Consider the following 15,442-nt stretch of genomic DNA (forward strand, 5'->3'; position numbering starts at 1 on the left):
TTAAACAAAAAGCGCAAGTTTTTGTTGATTAATACGCAGTATTTAAATTAAAATATATACTTATGGCTAAGTAAAGATCAATGGACAAAAAATTAACTAAAAATAAAAAACCACTGGCAGACAAAGAGGATAAAAAAACACCTCCTGTTAAAGATCTTACTAAAAATAAGAGTAGGAGAGATTTTATAACATTAACTACATGCGCTATGGCAGGTATAGGAGCTGCAAGCGGACTTTGGCCACTGGTTAAATCTATGAATCCTTCTGCTGAAGTTCTAGCAACTTCCACAGTGGAGGTGAATTTGTCTGGAATTCAGGAAGGACACGGAGTAAAAGTAAAGTGGCAAGGTAAACCAGTATTCATTCGTAGACGCACAAAGCAAGAAATTGAGGCTGCAAGAGCTGTGAATGTGAAGAGCTTGAGGGATCCTCAATTAGATGAGCAGAGAGTATACGAAGGAAAAGACGAATGGTTAATTATGCTTGGAATATGTACACATCTTGGGTGTGTACCGGTTGACCACGCTACAAGAGATGGTAATGGTTGGTTCTGTCCTTGCCACGGTTCATATTATGATACATCAGGTCGAGTAATTGGGGGTCCTGCACCGAAAAATATGGCTGTACCTGATTATTTTTTTCCCAGTGAGAATGTTGTGGTAATTGGCAAGAAGGCTTAACGAATATAAATAAACTCGTTAAAAAAAACTCACAGGATCAACATCTATTATCACTGCAATACTCGAATTCAAGTTACAATTTTTAATCCAATATTTCAGCTTTTTTTGTATGGATAGACTATGCTTATTGTGTATTTTTAATAATACCCTATACCGATACTTATTATTTAAAAAATTTATCGCTGCTGGTGATGGGCCAAGAATTTCAAATTCCTTTTTGTCTACACCTACATTTTTTTCCTGGATACAAATAGTTGAGCTACTTGAATGACAGAGAAGAGATTTTACTATTTCATTCGCTGCTTTTTGTGTTGCAATCTGATTCTTACCACAGATTATAAGCGCTATTAATCTGCTAAATGGTGGCATTTTGGCTTCGCGTCTTGACTTAAGTTCGATTTCATAAAATGAGTCTCTTTTTTGATGCAGCAATGCTTTTATTATTGAACTTTCAGGATTATTGGTTTGCACTATTACCATTCCTTTTTCATTAAACCTTCCTGATCTGCCTGCAACTTGGTGCAATAATTGATACGTCTTTTCCGCTGCTCTCAAATCAGAATTTTCGAGACTCAAATCTGCATTCATTACTCCAACCAAAGTTAATTTGGGAAAATTGTGCCCTTTAGCAATTATTTGTGTGCCGATTATAATGTTCACCTCTTCTTTCAATATCAAGTCAATTACGTTACTAACCGACTTCTGATCGCTGCTTATCATCGCAGTTTTTGCGTTTGGTATTAATTTCACCATTTCTTCAAGCAACCTTTCAATTCCTATGCCGTAGAGGGACAATGGCTGTTCACTTTGGCAATTAGAGCATTTTTCTGGAAGTTTCAATTGATAAGAGCAGTGGTGGCACAAAAGAGCATTTTTTTTCTTGTGATATGTAAGCCAAACAGCACAATTTAAGCAGGAAATTTTATATCCACACTTTTTACAAATTGCCAGTTGTGCATACCCTCTGCGGTTTAGAAAAAGCATAACCTGCTGTTTTTTCTCTATGGTTTGTTTGATGCTTTCAAAAAGCTCAGAGGAGATCCATTGCTTGTTGTTCCTCATATCTACTACTTTAATGAGTGGCAATTCTGCACCACCAAATCGTTTAGTTAGCTTTACATGATTGTAATTCCCGTTTTTAACATGATGAATCGTTTCAAGCAGTGGAGTAGCTGATGATAAAATAATCGGAATATTTTCAAATTTGGCTAAGATTATCGCCATATCTCGAGCATTATATATAATTCCCTGTTCTTGTTTAAAAGATGAGTCGTGCTCTTCATCAACGATAATCAATTTTAGGTTTTTATAAGGCAAAAAAAGCGCTGACCGTGCACCAATAATTATCTGCGCATTTCCATTTGCTATATTGAGCCAATTATTCCGGCGAGTTTTTGGAGTGAGCCCTGAGTGCCATTCAACTAAGTTTTTTGATATCTGACCGCGAACACGATTTACCAATTGTGAAGTTAAAACAATTTCAGGTAGGAGGATTAAAATTTGTGTATTACCTTCTCCTGATGTCATTTCAACATATTCTGGTGTCATACTAGTACGTGGCAAAGACGGTATGCTAAATGTTACAGTGGGTTTTGCCTTGAGTATAAAGGTGTCATTCCAGTGCTTGACACTGGAATCCAGGAATTTTGATTGTAAATTAGGTATTGGTTTTAAGTTAAAATAAACATTTGTAATGAGGTTATATGAAAAACTGGATCCCAGTGTCAGGCTACTCGGATGACACCCTCTTGGTAGACCCAAATCACAATGTTCGTACAGTTGTGTCTCTGGGCACTGGGATGGTAAAGTCTGAGCAGCATTTGGAACGGCAGTGTAATTCTTAATCAATTGTGCAATCACAGAGAGATAAACTTCCGTTTTTCCAGATCCTGTCTCACCGTCAAGCAAAGTCACTGAATACTCGTTCAAATTGCTGATTATTTTATCACTAGCTATCTGCTGTTCAGGGCTTAATTGGCAACTTATTTCACTTGTTTCCTGCTTTTGTTCAACACAAACCAATTTATCTATGTGATTTACTTTTAACACTCCTCCCATTATCACTTTGGCAAGCATACCAATAGGTATTAAATTGTATTGTGCAACCCACTCTGCAAATGCAATCAATTTTGGTCTAATATTTGGTAAATCGATTTTTTGCTCAATAAATTTTAATTCTCGGTTACTTTTATCACTGTATTTCCAAACTATTCCGATTAAGCGTTTTTTGCCAAATGGCACCACTACGTAATCTCCAAGTAAAATCTCAGTATTTTCCTCAATTGCATATGAAAATAACTGATCAATTGGAAGTGGTAGTAATACGTCAACTGTTTTTGCCATAGTGATTGAGTTTAACATTGTTTTAAAGAGCTTGTAACTTTATTAAGCTTGGCAATATAGATGAATCGGTACAGAGAAAATCTTAACGTTTAACACATTTTTCATAGTACAGACCGTATGATTGATAAATAAAATGATTTATAGAATTTGTGGAGGCTACCAATGGTCAACGACAAGATTACTTTGAACTTTGAAATAGAAAAAGGCGAACCTATAGATCGATACTACTTTTCTGCACATATAAAGCTTACAGATGAAAGCAAAAATCTTTTGCGCGAGAAGCTTGGCAGTACAATTCAATTCGATAATCTAGATGATCACTTCAATCTTAACCATGAGAATTTTTATATCTACTACAACAAATATAGTGAGCACAATGGTAGAAGTGAGCTACACGTTAGGGATGATAACGGTAAATATTTAACCTCCAATCTTCCACTTAATTACTATGGATTCTCAATGGAACTATCACCTGACGGAGCGTCAATTGCAGATTATGGTTTTTATCCTCTGTATGCAATCTATAACCCAAATCACTATGATAAAGCAAAGGAAAAAGTATTTGATGATCACGGTGAATTGTCACCAATTGCATCAAATGTGTTAGATAATTTTTTAAGCAACACAAATAGCTTAACCACACAAGATATATTACAAAATGTATTCTCACAACTGCAGAAGAAAGCTGATGAAGAAGCAGAAAGATTGGCAAGAGAGAGAGAAGCAGAAAGACAAAGGGAGGAAGAGTTAAATGAAAAGAACGAGGAGTTAAAAGAACTTGTAGAAAAGGATGAGATTAAAATATTCAAAGTGGTAAAAGGTAATGATTTAGGTAATGGGCATTCAGCAGTAGTTTTACAACTTGATGGGGAAGAAGGTGACAAGATACCTCTCGACTCTAGTAAATACTACATAGCAGAGTATAGACACCACCCAGAATGGGAAGGCGATGAATATTTAAATTTTGTTAGCCCTGATAGTGATATGCTGGTTAATTATGAAAACTTATTTTTTGTGCTCAATCAAAGCTCCTACTCAGACTTTGAAAGTGGGTTTTATTCAGAAAACAGAACCGATCCCCATAATTATGCTAAATATTCAAAGGAACCATATTTGAGTGGTGACCAGCTATCTGAAAAATTATCTAATGAATTGGAGGAAGATAGCAATCAGATAGGTACTGAATTTACAATTGATGATGAGCAAGTAGACGAAGAAGTTGTGGTAGAGAGTGAAGCCAAGTCTGGGGAGAAAGGAACGGTTGGTGAGGATAACGCAAAAAATACTATACAGGAAGAAGAATCTAACTATATAGATCAAATGCAAGCGGATGATAGCAGCAGTTATAAACCAGCTTTGCAAAGCAATCGTGATGATTATGCTGATACGAAAAAAGCTCTGCAGGAAAAATTGCATGGAGATGAAACACACAAGCAAAGTAATGAGAAAGCTCAAAAAGATATAGAAGTAAAAAAAGTAACTGTGGAAACTGACAGTAGCAGTAATAAGACTGAAAAACAAACAAAACCAACAGAAGATGAACAAGAAACTGTTATGGCAAGTGTGATAGAAAATATGGATAAAAATTCTGATATTGAAGCAGAAACTTCTAACAGTGTTGCAAATTCACAACATCCCTTAAAAATAAAGACAGGAAGTCCTCTTGAAGTGGGAAAGTATAAGGTGGAGCTGCAAGTGACATATGATGATGTAAAGAATTTTTATGATACCGTACGTGGTAAATATCATGCTGGCGATGGATATAACTACGAACAAGTAATGGTTTTATATAATGAAATTGTTAGGCCCGCTCACAATCATCATTACGAGCTGTTTACTCTTGATGAAGCACATGTTGCTAATGATCACCTGTTTATCAAGGGTCAGGATTTTGGAACTCTAAATGATTTTAATGAGATGTTCTATAAAAGTGATGAGTTAATGTGATGTAAAAAGCAAGATTCAATCTGGTGAACGAGAGTTAACTGACAGAGGAGATTGACACGTATGCCTTTATCTTTAAGATTGTTTATCAAGTATAGACATCAGCTCGCCCCATTCTCTTTTACCAATATTACTTTCTTCTCTAGTAACGTTTTCCCCTTTAATTAATTTGCGAATTATTTCTAGACCAGTTCTTGAAATACAGGCTGATTCTAGGCAATATTCAACAAAGGCATTGTAGGCCAGTGGAACCCATTTTTTTATTATATCCAGCATAACTTCTGCATAAACTCTGATTTCATATTGGGCATGCTTATCAGCTCTAAGCTTCAAAAAATGAAGGAGATTATGCAGATCTATTTTCCAATAAAATTGCGTGTAGTAATTAAGCATTAGGTTAGTTCTGGCAATTTCTCTTGCAAGCCCCTGCTCAATAAATTTTTCATAATGAGAATATACTAAATTAGAGTCATTTATTAGAGAATCTATTATTTCCTTTGAGGTATCTGGATCAAAAGCTTCCCCGCTACCTTGTTTATTATTGTCAGATTGTTTTGCAACTTGTTCTGGTTTAGGTGTATAAAATTCATTATCAAGTATTGAATACCTTGCTGAATATTCATTCACATTTGCAGTTCTATGCCTTATCCATTGCCTTGCAACAAAAATTGGAAGTTTCACGTGAAACTTAATTTCACACATTTCAAATGGAGTTGTATGATGATGTCTCATTAAATACTTTATAAGTGCTTCATCCTGACTTATCTGTTTTGTTCCCTTGCCATAAGAAACACGAGCAGCTTGAACTATAGCGCTATCAGAGCCCATATAATCCACTACTCGAATAAATCCATGGTCTAATACCTTATGTTCTTCATATAAGATTGCATCTATTTCTTTTACTATAGTTCGTTTGGTTGCTTCATTCATAAAATATCCTCAAGACGAAATGGAGATATCAGCTCCACATGAATTGAGTTTTTCATGCATTGCTTCATATCCTCTCCATAAATGATGTGAATTGTTTATTATAGTTTCTCCACCGGCTACCAAAGAAGCAAGCACCAAAGCTGCTGTTGATCTTAAGTCAGTAGCATATAGATTAGCTCCAGATAAGCTTTTTATTCCACTTATAGTAGCTTTGCTTTTCTCGATGCTGATATTAGCACCTAACTTTCTCAATTCATCTGCATGTGTAAATCTGTTTTCAAAAATGTTCTCTTCAATTACTGATATCCCATCAGCGATGCACATTGCAGACATCAGTTGTGGTTGCATATCACTGGGAAAATTGGGATATGGATCTGTCGCAACGTTAGCAGACTTAATAGAGCCATTTTTTCTGGAAATAACAATGCCTCCATCATACAGTTCAACCATAGCTCCTATAGTCTCCAACTCATTTGTAATACACCTTATATCAGATAGATTTATTCCTTCCAACTCCAACTTACCACCGGTTATTATAGCAGCTAGTGCATAGGTGCCTGCTTCTATGCGATCTGGTATTATTTTATGAACACATCCATTTAGTGCTTCAACTCCTGTTATTATGACCTTTGTATTATCAATTTCAATATCAGCACCCATTTTCTTCAGAAAATCTATTAAATCAAGAACTTCCGGCTCAGTTGCAGCATTGTTTATTGTTGTCACTCCTTCTGCAAATGTTGCTGCCATTATTACATTTTCTGTTGCGCCAACACTTATTTTCTCAAATGTGATTTCTTTTCCTTGTAGCTTTCCTTTCACTGTTGCAATTATATTATAGCCGTCAATTTCAATTTTAGCTCCCATTTCTTCTAATGCTTTAATATGCATATCAACGGGACGCTTTCCAATGTTGCATCCACCAGGAAATGCTGTTCTCGCTTTGCCAAATCTGCTAAGCATTGGACCCAATATTAGAAAAGAAGTTCTTAGCTTACTTGCGGTTTTATATGGCATCACGTGATTGTTGATATTGCTGCAGTCAATTTTCAAAGTATGGTTCGCTTTATAATTTTTATTGTGCATAAAGTTCACTTCTGCTCCAAGACTTTCAAGCAACTTAGACATTAGATGCACATCAATTAAATCAGGTACATTATGCAAAATTACCGGGGAGCTACTTAATAGACTTGCTGCCATTATTGGTAAAACAGCATTTTTTGAGCCATTAATCTTGATTTTTCCGACCAAAGGTTTGTAGTTATTTCTTATTAATATCTTGTGCATTTAATTAGATATAAAGTATAATTCATTAGTTTATTGAAGTCTTACTAAGTATAATAGATTGACCGTAAAAGGCAAAATTTGCTTTTTCTTCCTCATCATCCCAGTGTCATGCTACCTGCATGACACCTGATGCGAATTGCCCCCGAAATTTTATACTATGAATTACTCAAATGACGCTCTCGAGCTTTATCAAACCAAATAACACCAATTGCAACAATGAAATAACCAGCTGCTCCTAATGTAAGGCGAATTACTGCATCGAAAGTTGACAGAGGAGGAGACGGCATTAGAATGCTCAAAACACTATACACAAGATTATTTGTTGCATGAGCAATAGTTACTGGCCAAATCGAGTTGTCTTTTTCAAACAACCAGGTAAACATTATAGACATTGCACAAATATAAAGGGTATAAGCACAAATAGTCGGGAATGTAAAGCCATCCTTCCACAAAGCTGAGCCAGCAACCACATAAGTTGGTATGTGCCATACTGACCAAATAATACCGACAATAATTGCTCTGATATAAAAATTTGATATTTTGCTTTTAAGATTTTTCAAAAGATAGCCACGCCAACCGATCTCTTCACCAAGAGACATAATGATCCACATCACAAAGGTTGATAATAAAACAAATAACATCACTAATGGACTCAAAACTGCACTCAAATCCTTTACACGGTCTAACGTAAAAGACTCTCGGAAAAATGAAAAACCGCAATAAATTGACAAAAGACCATTGGAAATTAGCATACTTACCAGAATAAGTATAAACCCTAATAGACAGTTTTTTGGCGAACTAAGTTTAAAAAGATCCCTTACCTTCTGTTTATTATAAATGGTTAGCAAAATTGCAACTGAAGCCGGAACAAATGTTGTTAATAATGTTATGTCTTTGAAAGGTAAGCACCAAGCTATAATGCACGTCAAAAAATATGTAATTACAACAAATAATGTACAATTAATAGTGGTTAAATTCATGCATACGTCCATCAATTCCTTTTCTGCATTATTGATCTTTATTCATAAATTGTCAATAAAATACTTCTTCAGGGATGAATAGAATATTTTTTCTTTTTGAATTGCTATTGATAGTTTAATTTTTATATGTATTCCCTTTCACAACCGTTTGTCATCCCAGTGTCACGTGCTGGGATGACAGTAGGAGAGCTGCTTGCATGACAAGAGGAGGGTACTGGAATGACAAGAGGAAGACACTGGGGTGACATCAACTAAACTTGTCCAAATATGAGCGATGCATTAGTGCCACCAAAACCAAACGAATTAGAAAGTGCATATTGAATTTTATGCTCCTGAGCTTTAAACGGTACAAAATTTAAATCACATCCTTCTGAAGGCTTGTGTAAATTTAAGGTTGGCGGAATAATTCCATTATTTAACGCAAGAATACTGAATATTGCTTCAACGCTCCCTGCAGCACCAAGTAAATGTCCTATAGAAGATTTAGTTGAAGAAACAGGTATTTTATAAACGTAGTCACCGAATAACTGTTTCATTGCTATTACTTCAATTTTATCTCCAAGTGGCGTTGAAGTTCCATGTGCATTGATATACCCTACTTGATTGGGATTAATTTGTGCGCTCTTTAAAGCAAGCTGCATTGCCTTAAATGCGCCTCTTCCTTCTGGATGTGGTGCTGTAATGTGGTGCGCATCTCCTGTGAGTCCGTACCCAACCAGTTCAGCATGTATTTTTGCCCCCCTTTTTTTCGCATGTTCGTATTCCTCCAGCACCAATATACCTGCTCCTTCACCCATAACAAAACCATCGCGTTCTTCATCCCATGGCCTTGAAGCTTCTTCCGGTTTATCGTTAAATTTAGTTGATAACGCCTTCATAGATGCAAAACCTGCAATTCCAACTCTACACAGTGCACTTTCTGCTCCACCTGCAATCATAACATCCGCTTCACCAAGTTTTATAGTTCTTGCTGAGTTTATGATTGCATGCGCACCTGTTGCACATGCGGTTACTGCTGAATCGTTTGGACCTGTAAATTCGTATTTAATAGAAATATGGCCAGATATCAAATTTATTAGACTTGCAGGGACAAAAAATGGACTGACACGTCTGGGCCCTTTTTCCTGCATGGTAATAACATTTTCCTGAATTGACGGAAGACCACCTATACCAGAGCCAATAGTCACACCAACACGTTCCCGATTGATATTTTGGCTTTCCAAAATTAATGAATCATCTACTGCCTGAATAGCTGCTGCAATACCGTAATGGATAAAACGATCTGTCCTTTTTGAGTCTTTCTCAGAAATATAATCTAGTGGATTGAAATGGTGCTCAATGTTGTCTGATTGCAACGGCACCTGCCCTGCAATTTTGCAAGCAAGATCAGAAGAGTCAAATCTATCCGTATTGATTGCTTTTATGCCAGACTCACTTTTTATTAGCCTTGACCAAGTGTTGTCAACATCTGCCGCTAGTGGAGTGATTAAACCAACACCAGTGACTACTACTCTTCTGCTCATTTAACACTAACTATTAGCCTTTTTTATTATTAATGTACTCAACTATTTGCTCCATAGTTTCCATTTTTTGTGCGTCTTCATCTGGAATTTCTATTCCAAACTCTTCTTCTGCTGCCATGATGATTTCAACTGCATCTAAGCTGTCTGTACCATGCTCCGAAAGCTTTGAAGAGCTGTTGAATTTCTCTACATCCTTACTAATATGCTCTAGTATAATCTTTTTCACTTTTTCTTCTATGTCTTCTCTAGTGCTCTTTGCTAGTTCGCTATTCACATTTCTTACCAAAAAAATAACCTATTCTTTGATGTTATAAAAAATTTTTATGTTTGCAATATCTTTTATAACTGGTAAACTACAGTAAAGTTTTCTACTGCCCTAGCTGGCTAGCGTTACGTGCTAAACAATTAACAATTCAAAAATGCTAGACGAAACAACAAAAAATTTGCTTATTGTAGAAGTAAATAAACTCTTACCCGAAAATAGCGAGAATAAGCTTATATCAGCTATGCGTTATATACTCCTTGCTCCTGCAAAACATATACGCTCCTTTTTAGTCGTAGCTTCATCGCGAGTGTTTAACGCGGAAGCTAAAAAAGTAATATCAGTTGCTGCAGCAATTGAATTTGTTCATGCTTACTCTCTAATTCACGATGATTTACCGTGCATGGACAACAGTGATACTCGCAGAAGCCAGCTAAGCTGCCATAAAAAATTTGATGAAGCAACAGCAGTGCTTGCCGGAGATGCACTACTTACTCTGGCTTTTGAGGTATTATCTTCGTTAAATGAGAAACGCTGTGAGATCATAAAAGTTCTTTCTCAGGCAATAGGAATTAGGGGAATGGTGGGAGGACAGGCTTTAGATATTAACAGTGAGCATATAGATTTTAGCCCCCAACCCTCTGTCATTCAAGTAGCGGACACTGGGATCCAGAAGGCTTTGCCTACAAGCATTTCGTGCAAAAAGCCATGCGATAGTGGAGCTGAACATGAAATGGATTCCAGTGTCAGCTACTTGCATGACACCCTTTCTACCTTAAAACTACAACATTCGTACGGCTGTATGTATGACGCTGGAATGACGTCGGGCCAAGCTGATAAAATAAAAGAAATTCATTTGATGAAAACCGCAAAACTATTTGCAGCTTCATGTGAAATAGGTGCTATAATAGGGGGTGCTACAGACAAGCAACGTAAAGCGTTATATAACTATGGAATAAATCTAGGGCTTATCTTTCAAGCTAAGGATGATATTGAAGACTACGAACAAGATAAAACAAATAATCTTATGTCTGTGCTTGGTAAAAGTGAAGTAGAGGACTATATAGACGGCCTCTTTAAACAAGGCTTGGATAATTTGAGTGCGCTTTCAGGGGATACTAATTATTTATATGATTTATTGAATCAAGTAAAGAAAGATGGTTAGAAAAATTATATTACAAATGCTTATTTCCGTAGTAATGATTCTCACTTTAACTTCTGCTTTTGTGTTTACTATTGTCTATATAAACAAAGGTAAACCGGAAAAAAAGGACAAGCTTTATGAGATAAATGCCACGCATGGTGGTTTGATACAGACGATAGCACATTACCTAGTGAAGCCAATACTTGAATCAGCACTTGACCGCTATATTGAAAAGCATGGGCTGACAGAATATTTAGAAGAAATAACGCAGCAAAAGGAAGAAGATTCAATAAATTTTTATGAAATTACTGAAGGCAGTGGCAGCAAGGCTTTTTGTGGCCAGGAAGTCCTATTGCAAATATATAAAATTTCTAATAATAACTCAGCAACACTCCCTAGCAAAGTTTCTGATGTTACTTTGAAAATAGGTCAAGATGACCTAAAAGAAGTGAGTTTAGGGGTAATAGGTATGAAAGAAGGCGGAGAGCGTGTAGTTACTATTGCCAATGAGAACAAAATGAATTTTAATTCTTATTACGTCAAACTGATCGGAGTAAAGGATAAATATCCCGACTCAGTAAATAATCTGATGGTTTTTAATGACTTAATTAACAAGACTGGAAAACAAGTAAGGTGCGGTGATGAGATATCGGTTAAATATAGCGTAAAGGAGCATAATGGGGAATATATAGTCAAAGATCAAACAGTGCAATTTAGGGTTGGCGATAAAAAAATACCACTTGCTATAGAGCTTGGAGTTGTGGGAATGAGAGCTGGTAATAAAAGAACTATTCTTTCTCCGCCTGACCTTTTGACTATTACTGACGATATGTTAATAAAAGACATAGATTATGATGAAGAAAATATCTCAATAATTGACTTAAGCTTAGATGTTAAGCAAGAGGTCGCAGCACACCATTCTACTGTTGAAAAACAGCCTAAAGAATATAGCTGAAATTTTAGGTCTACTGGCTAATCTTCTGAACACTCTCTATACTACTTAAAGTAGGCTTTTCGTTTTTCCTAAAGTATAAACTTAGATAAATCAAGCTGCTTCGAAATTGACTCAAGTTTATCTTTTACATACTTGCTGTCTATAATGAATTTTTCGCTATTTTTCTCAGAAGCAATGAAACTTATTTCATCTAAAAGCTTCTCCATGACAGTGTGAAGCCTTCTTGCGCCTATATTTTCCACTTGCCTATTAACTGTAAACGCTATTTCAGCTATGGTTTTTATACCATCATCAGTGAACTCAAGTGTCACATTTTCTGTTTTCATTAAAGCTATGTACTGCTTTAACAAACTAGATTCTGGTTCCTTTAATATTCTTATTAAATCCTCTTGAGTAAGTGCCTTAAGTTCTACCCTGATCGGTAATCTGCCCTGCAATTCCGGTAAGAGGTCAGATGGTTTAGACTGATGAAAAGCACCAGATGCAATAAATAATATATAGTCTGTTTTTACATGGCCATACTTAGTTGTAACAGTTGTTCCTTCAAGTAATGGTAACAGATCGCGTTGCACTCCTTCTCTGTTTACTTCACCTTTTACTTCTGTACGCGCTGCAATTTTGTCTATTTCATCCAAAAATACTATACCGTCATTACTAACAAGATCAATGGCTTCTTTGATTATCTTATCTTCATCCATTAGCCTTTCACTTTCTTCATTAATTAATATTTCACGCGCTTCTTTTACCTTCACCGTAATAGTTTTTGTTTTTTTGCTCCCGTTAAACATCTTGCCCATTATTTCTGTTACATTCATCACACCAACTTGCCCACCTGGCATGCCTGGTATATCGAAAGTAGGTAACATACTCTTGCTCTCTCTGACGTTAATAGAAACTTCTCCGTCCTCAAACTCTTTATTCCTCAACCTTTCTCTAAAAATTTTTTTACTCTCTTCGGTTGCATTTTCGCCTACCATAGAGTTTACTATTGTTTTTTCAGCTAAAATTAAAGCCTTTTTAGCTAAGGCTTTACGGGCTTTCTCTTTAACTAAAACTATTGCTGCATCAACTAAATCGCGTATTATCGAATCAACGTCACGTCCAACGTACCCTATTTCAGTAAACTTCGTTGCCTCAATTTTTATGAACGGTGCACCGGCAAGTTTTGCTAAGCGACGAGCTATTTCAGTTTTACCAACCCCTGTATGACCGATCATCAATATATTCTTAGGTATGATTTCATCACGCAATGGAAATGGAACCTGATTGCGACGCCAACGATTTCTGAGCGCAATAGCAACAGCACGCTTTGCATCATCCTGTCCGATTATGAATCTGTCCAATTCTTTAACTATCTTCTGTGGTGGCAGGTCATCTAACAAAACTTGAGTGCTGTCATTAACTTGAACATCGCTGTCATTTGAATCAAAACCACTCTTAGTATCTTTATAGAGGTTATCTTTTTCATCGTAGGTGTCACTACTACAAGACCGCCCTTCTGAAAGGGTTATGGGCTGATTGGAAAAATTGGTGCATAAAGTTTTTTGCTTGGAAGACATATCACTCCTCTATCTTTTCAATAACTACATTATGATTTGTATAAACACATATATCGCCAGCTATCTTCATAGCCTTTTTCGCAATTTCCTCTATTGATATTCCTTTAATGTCAATTAAAGCTCTTGCTGCAGATAGAGCAAAATTTCCCCCAGAGCCAATAGCTGCGACTCCATCTTCAGGTTCAAGAACATCACCTGTTCCCGTAATTACTAATGAAATAGATTTATCTGCAACGATCATCATAGCTTCTAATTTCCTCAGATATTTATCCATTCTCCAGTCTTTTGCAAGTTCAACACATGCTCTCATTAATTGCCCTGGGTGCTTGTCAAGTTTAGATTCTAATCTTTCAAAAAGAGTAAATGCGTCGGCTGTTGCCCCGGCAAATCCAGCAACTACGGAATCACCAGAAAGACGCCTAACTTTTTTTGCTCCAGATTTTATAACAGTGTGGCCCAGTGAAACTTGTCCGTCACCTATTACTACTACACTTTTATCTTTTCTAATTGATAATATAGTAGTGCCATACATTTTATTGTTATCGTGTTGAATCATTTTTCTATCACTTTAAATAAGAATCTCATTATACTTTAATCTTTAGTCAAATTTACTAAATATGTTCAACTATAGCTTATAATATAATACCTTCCTTATAACATTTAAAGTGCAGATGCAAAACATAATTCACCCAGATTTGGAAAAAAGTATAAATAATTGGTTCGAAGCAAAATTTAATGGCCTTACATCGCCATTTTATAGCTCTATAGATCTTAGAAACTCTGGCTATAAAATCGTTCCAGTAGACGCTAATTTATTTCCTGCGGGGTTCAATAACTTAAGTGAAGAATCAAGAACGATGGCAGCAAGATTGATAAAAAGCTATTTTAAAAGACATCAATACAAAAAGGTTCTTATAATACCGGAAAATTATACACGCAATAAAATGTATATAGAAAACGTATTTGTTATAGAGAAAATACTACAACTCGCAGGTTTTGAGACTAGAATTGGCCTTTTATATAATGAAGTATACAATTTAATAGAACAGTATGAAACTGTTGTGAAAGAAAACTCTCTGCTAAAGACAACTTCAGGATTTGTGCCTGATGTTATTATACTGAACCGTGATATGACGAGCCACATTCCAGACACGCTGAAAGACGTAAAGCAAGATATAGTACCAAGCCCACTATACGGTTGGCATAGCAGGCAGAAATTTAAGTATTTTGAAATCTATCAAGAATTAGCATCTGAGTTTTGTGGCAAATTTAAAATAGACCCATGGCTAATTTCTGTGCTTACAGAGAGCTGTGATGGAGTTGATTTTGATGATGATTTGTCACTAGGAGCAGTAGCAACTAAAGTTGACCAAATATTATCTCTAGTGCAAAAAAAATACGAAGAATATAAAATAAAAACACAACCTTACGTTTTTATCAAAGCAAGCAATGGCACATATGGGATGGGCATTATAACAGCAACAAGTGGAGAGGAAATATTAAACCTCAATAAAAAAAAGCGTCATAAAATGAAAAAGATAAAAGAAGGAATAGCAATCAATAGCGTTATTATACAAGAAGGTGTACCAACCATTGACATGTTTAAAAGCAGTTCTGCAGAACCGCTAATATACTATATAGGAGATACTTCAACATGTTACTTATACCGATGTAATAGCAGAAAAGATGTATATTCTAGCTTGAATGCCACTGACTGTGAGTTTCATGATGTTAGCCAGGTTGTAGAAGGTAAAATTCTATCACTTTGGAGTATTGTTAGCAAATTAGCAGTACTAGCGTTGGCAGTAGAAATAAAATCTTTTCATCCCTAATTC

At 35.9% G+C, this 15,442-nt stretch carries 15 protein-coding genes; 6 read left to right on the forward strand and 9 right to left on the reverse strand.

Features of this window, described 5'->3' with window-relative positions:
- Positions 1 to 80: 80 nt before the first annotated feature.
- Positions 81 to 680: a ubiquinol-cytochrome c reductase iron-sulfur subunit gene (gene petA / locus AAGD76_RS03925; protein ID WP_010963095.1), complete on the forward strand. Its 600-nt coding sequence runs from the start codon at positions 81 to 83 to the stop codon at positions 678 to 680.
- An 18-nt stretch (positions 681 to 698) separates the two neighbouring features.
- Here the strand turns inward: petA and priA are convergent, their stop codons facing one another.
- Entirely contained in the window at positions 699 to 3,041 is a 2,343-nt protein-coding gene (gene priA, locus AAGD76_RS03930) for a primosomal protein N' (protein ID WP_209472365.1), read from the reverse strand.
- A 144-nt stretch (positions 3,042 to 3,185) separates the two neighbouring features.
- Here priA and AAGD76_RS03935 point away from each other — a divergent pair, with 144 nt between their 5' ends.
- A complete protein-coding gene (locus AAGD76_RS03935) occupies positions 3,186 to 4,970 on the forward strand; it encodes a hypothetical protein (RefSeq protein WP_341820401.1) in 1,785 nt (594 codons plus the stop codon).
- A 72-nt stretch (positions 4,971 to 5,042) separates the two neighbouring features.
- Here the strand turns inward: AAGD76_RS03935 and thyX are convergent, their stop codons facing one another.
- The 3 genes from thyX to AAGD76_RS03950 form a co-directional block, all read right to left on the reverse strand.
- The gene (gene thyX, locus AAGD76_RS03940; protein ID WP_010082033.1) at positions 5,043 to 5,897 is read right to left on the reverse strand and encodes an FAD-dependent thymidylate synthase; all 855 of its coding nucleotides are present in this window, start codon (positions 5,895 to 5,897) and stop codon (positions 5,043 to 5,045) included.
- 9 nt (positions 5,898 to 5,906) lie between these two features.
- On the reverse strand, positions 5,907 to 7,184 hold the full coding sequence (murA, locus tag AAGD76_RS03945; protein ID WP_006279833.1) for a UDP-N-acetylglucosamine 1-carboxyvinyltransferase: 1,278 nt from the start codon (positions 7,182 to 7,184) through the stop codon (positions 5,907 to 5,909).
- A 155-nt stretch (positions 7,185 to 7,339) separates the two neighbouring features.
- Positions 7,340 to 7,936: a CPBP family intramembrane glutamic endopeptidase gene (locus tag AAGD76_RS03950; RefSeq protein ID WP_010082032.1), complete on the reverse strand. Its 597-nt coding sequence runs from the start codon at positions 7,934 to 7,936 to the stop codon at positions 7,340 to 7,342.
- 85 nt (positions 7,937 to 8,021) lie between these two features.
- Between AAGD76_RS03950 and AAGD76_RS03955 the strand changes: the two genes are divergently transcribed.
- Positions 8,022 to 8,246: a hypothetical protein gene (locus tag AAGD76_RS03955; RefSeq protein ID WP_341820402.1), complete on the forward strand. Its 225-nt coding sequence runs from the start codon at positions 8,022 to 8,024 to the stop codon at positions 8,244 to 8,246.
- A 40-nt stretch (positions 8,247 to 8,286) separates the two neighbouring features.
- Here the strand turns inward: AAGD76_RS03955 and AAGD76_RS03960 are convergent, their stop codons facing one another.
- The 3 genes from AAGD76_RS03960 to acpP are packed head-to-tail and all read right to left on the reverse strand — an operon-like array spanning position 8,287 to position 9,961.
- Positions 8,287 to 8,412, reverse strand: a complete 126-nt coding sequence (locus tag AAGD76_RS03960; protein ID WP_255322260.1) for a hypothetical protein — start codon at positions 8,410 to 8,412, stop codon at positions 8,287 to 8,289.
- A 3-nt stretch (positions 8,413 to 8,415) separates the two neighbouring features.
- Positions 8,416 to 9,687 (reverse strand): beta-ketoacyl-ACP synthase II, encoded by a 1,272-nt coding sequence (gene fabF, locus AAGD76_RS03965; RefSeq protein WP_010082030.1) that lies wholly within the window; start codon positions 9,685 to 9,687, stop codon positions 8,416 to 8,418.
- A 13-nt stretch (positions 9,688 to 9,700) separates the two neighbouring features.
- On the reverse strand, positions 9,701 to 9,961 hold the full coding sequence (gene acpP, locus AAGD76_RS03970; RefSeq protein ID WP_006279836.1) for an acyl carrier protein: 261 nt from the start codon (positions 9,959 to 9,961) through the stop codon (positions 9,701 to 9,703).
- 145 nt (positions 9,962 to 10,106) lie between these two features.
- Between acpP and AAGD76_RS03975 the strand changes: the two genes are divergently transcribed.
- The gene (locus AAGD76_RS03975) at positions 10,107 to 11,114 is read left to right on the forward strand and encodes a polyprenyl synthetase family protein (protein WP_010082029.1); all 1,008 of its coding nucleotides are present in this window, start codon (positions 10,107 to 10,109) and stop codon (positions 11,112 to 11,114) included.
- Positions 11,107 to 12,048, forward strand: a complete 942-nt coding sequence (locus AAGD76_RS03980; RefSeq protein ID WP_341820403.1) for an FKBP-type peptidyl-prolyl cis-trans isomerase — start codon at positions 11,107 to 11,109, stop codon at positions 12,046 to 12,048. Before AAGD76_RS03975 ends, AAGD76_RS03980 begins: the two co-directional genes overlap by 8 nt.
- A gap of 68 nt (positions 12,049 to 12,116) precedes the next feature.
- Here AAGD76_RS03980 and hslU read toward each other — a convergent pair whose 3' ends face one another.
- Together hslU and hslV are read right to left on the reverse strand one after the other, a co-directional pair.
- The gene (gene hslU, locus AAGD76_RS03985; RefSeq protein ID WP_006280200.1) at positions 12,117 to 13,607 is read right to left on the reverse strand and encodes an ATP-dependent protease ATPase subunit HslU; all 1,491 of its coding nucleotides are present in this window, start codon (positions 13,605 to 13,607) and stop codon (positions 12,117 to 12,119) included.
- A gap of 1 nt (position 13,608) precedes the next feature.
- A complete protein-coding gene (hslV, locus tag AAGD76_RS03990; protein WP_341820404.1) occupies positions 13,609 to 14,163 on the reverse strand; it encodes an ATP-dependent protease subunit HslV in 555 nt (184 codons plus the stop codon).
- Positions 14,164 to 14,278: 115 nt separating this feature from the next.
- Here hslV and gshA point away from each other — a divergent pair, with 115 nt between their 5' ends.
- On the forward strand, positions 14,279 to 15,439 hold the full coding sequence (gene gshA / locus AAGD76_RS03995; protein ID WP_010963085.1) for a glutamate--cysteine ligase: 1,161 nt from the start codon (positions 14,279 to 14,281) through the stop codon (positions 15,437 to 15,439).
- Positions 15,440 to 15,442: the final 3 nt, after the last annotated feature.

This window comes from Wolbachia endosymbiont (group A) of Cydia strobilella, from assembly GCF_964026745.1.
GTDB classification, from domain to species: domain Bacteria; phylum Pseudomonadota; class Alphaproteobacteria; order Rickettsiales; family Anaplasmataceae; genus Wolbachia; species Wolbachia pipientis.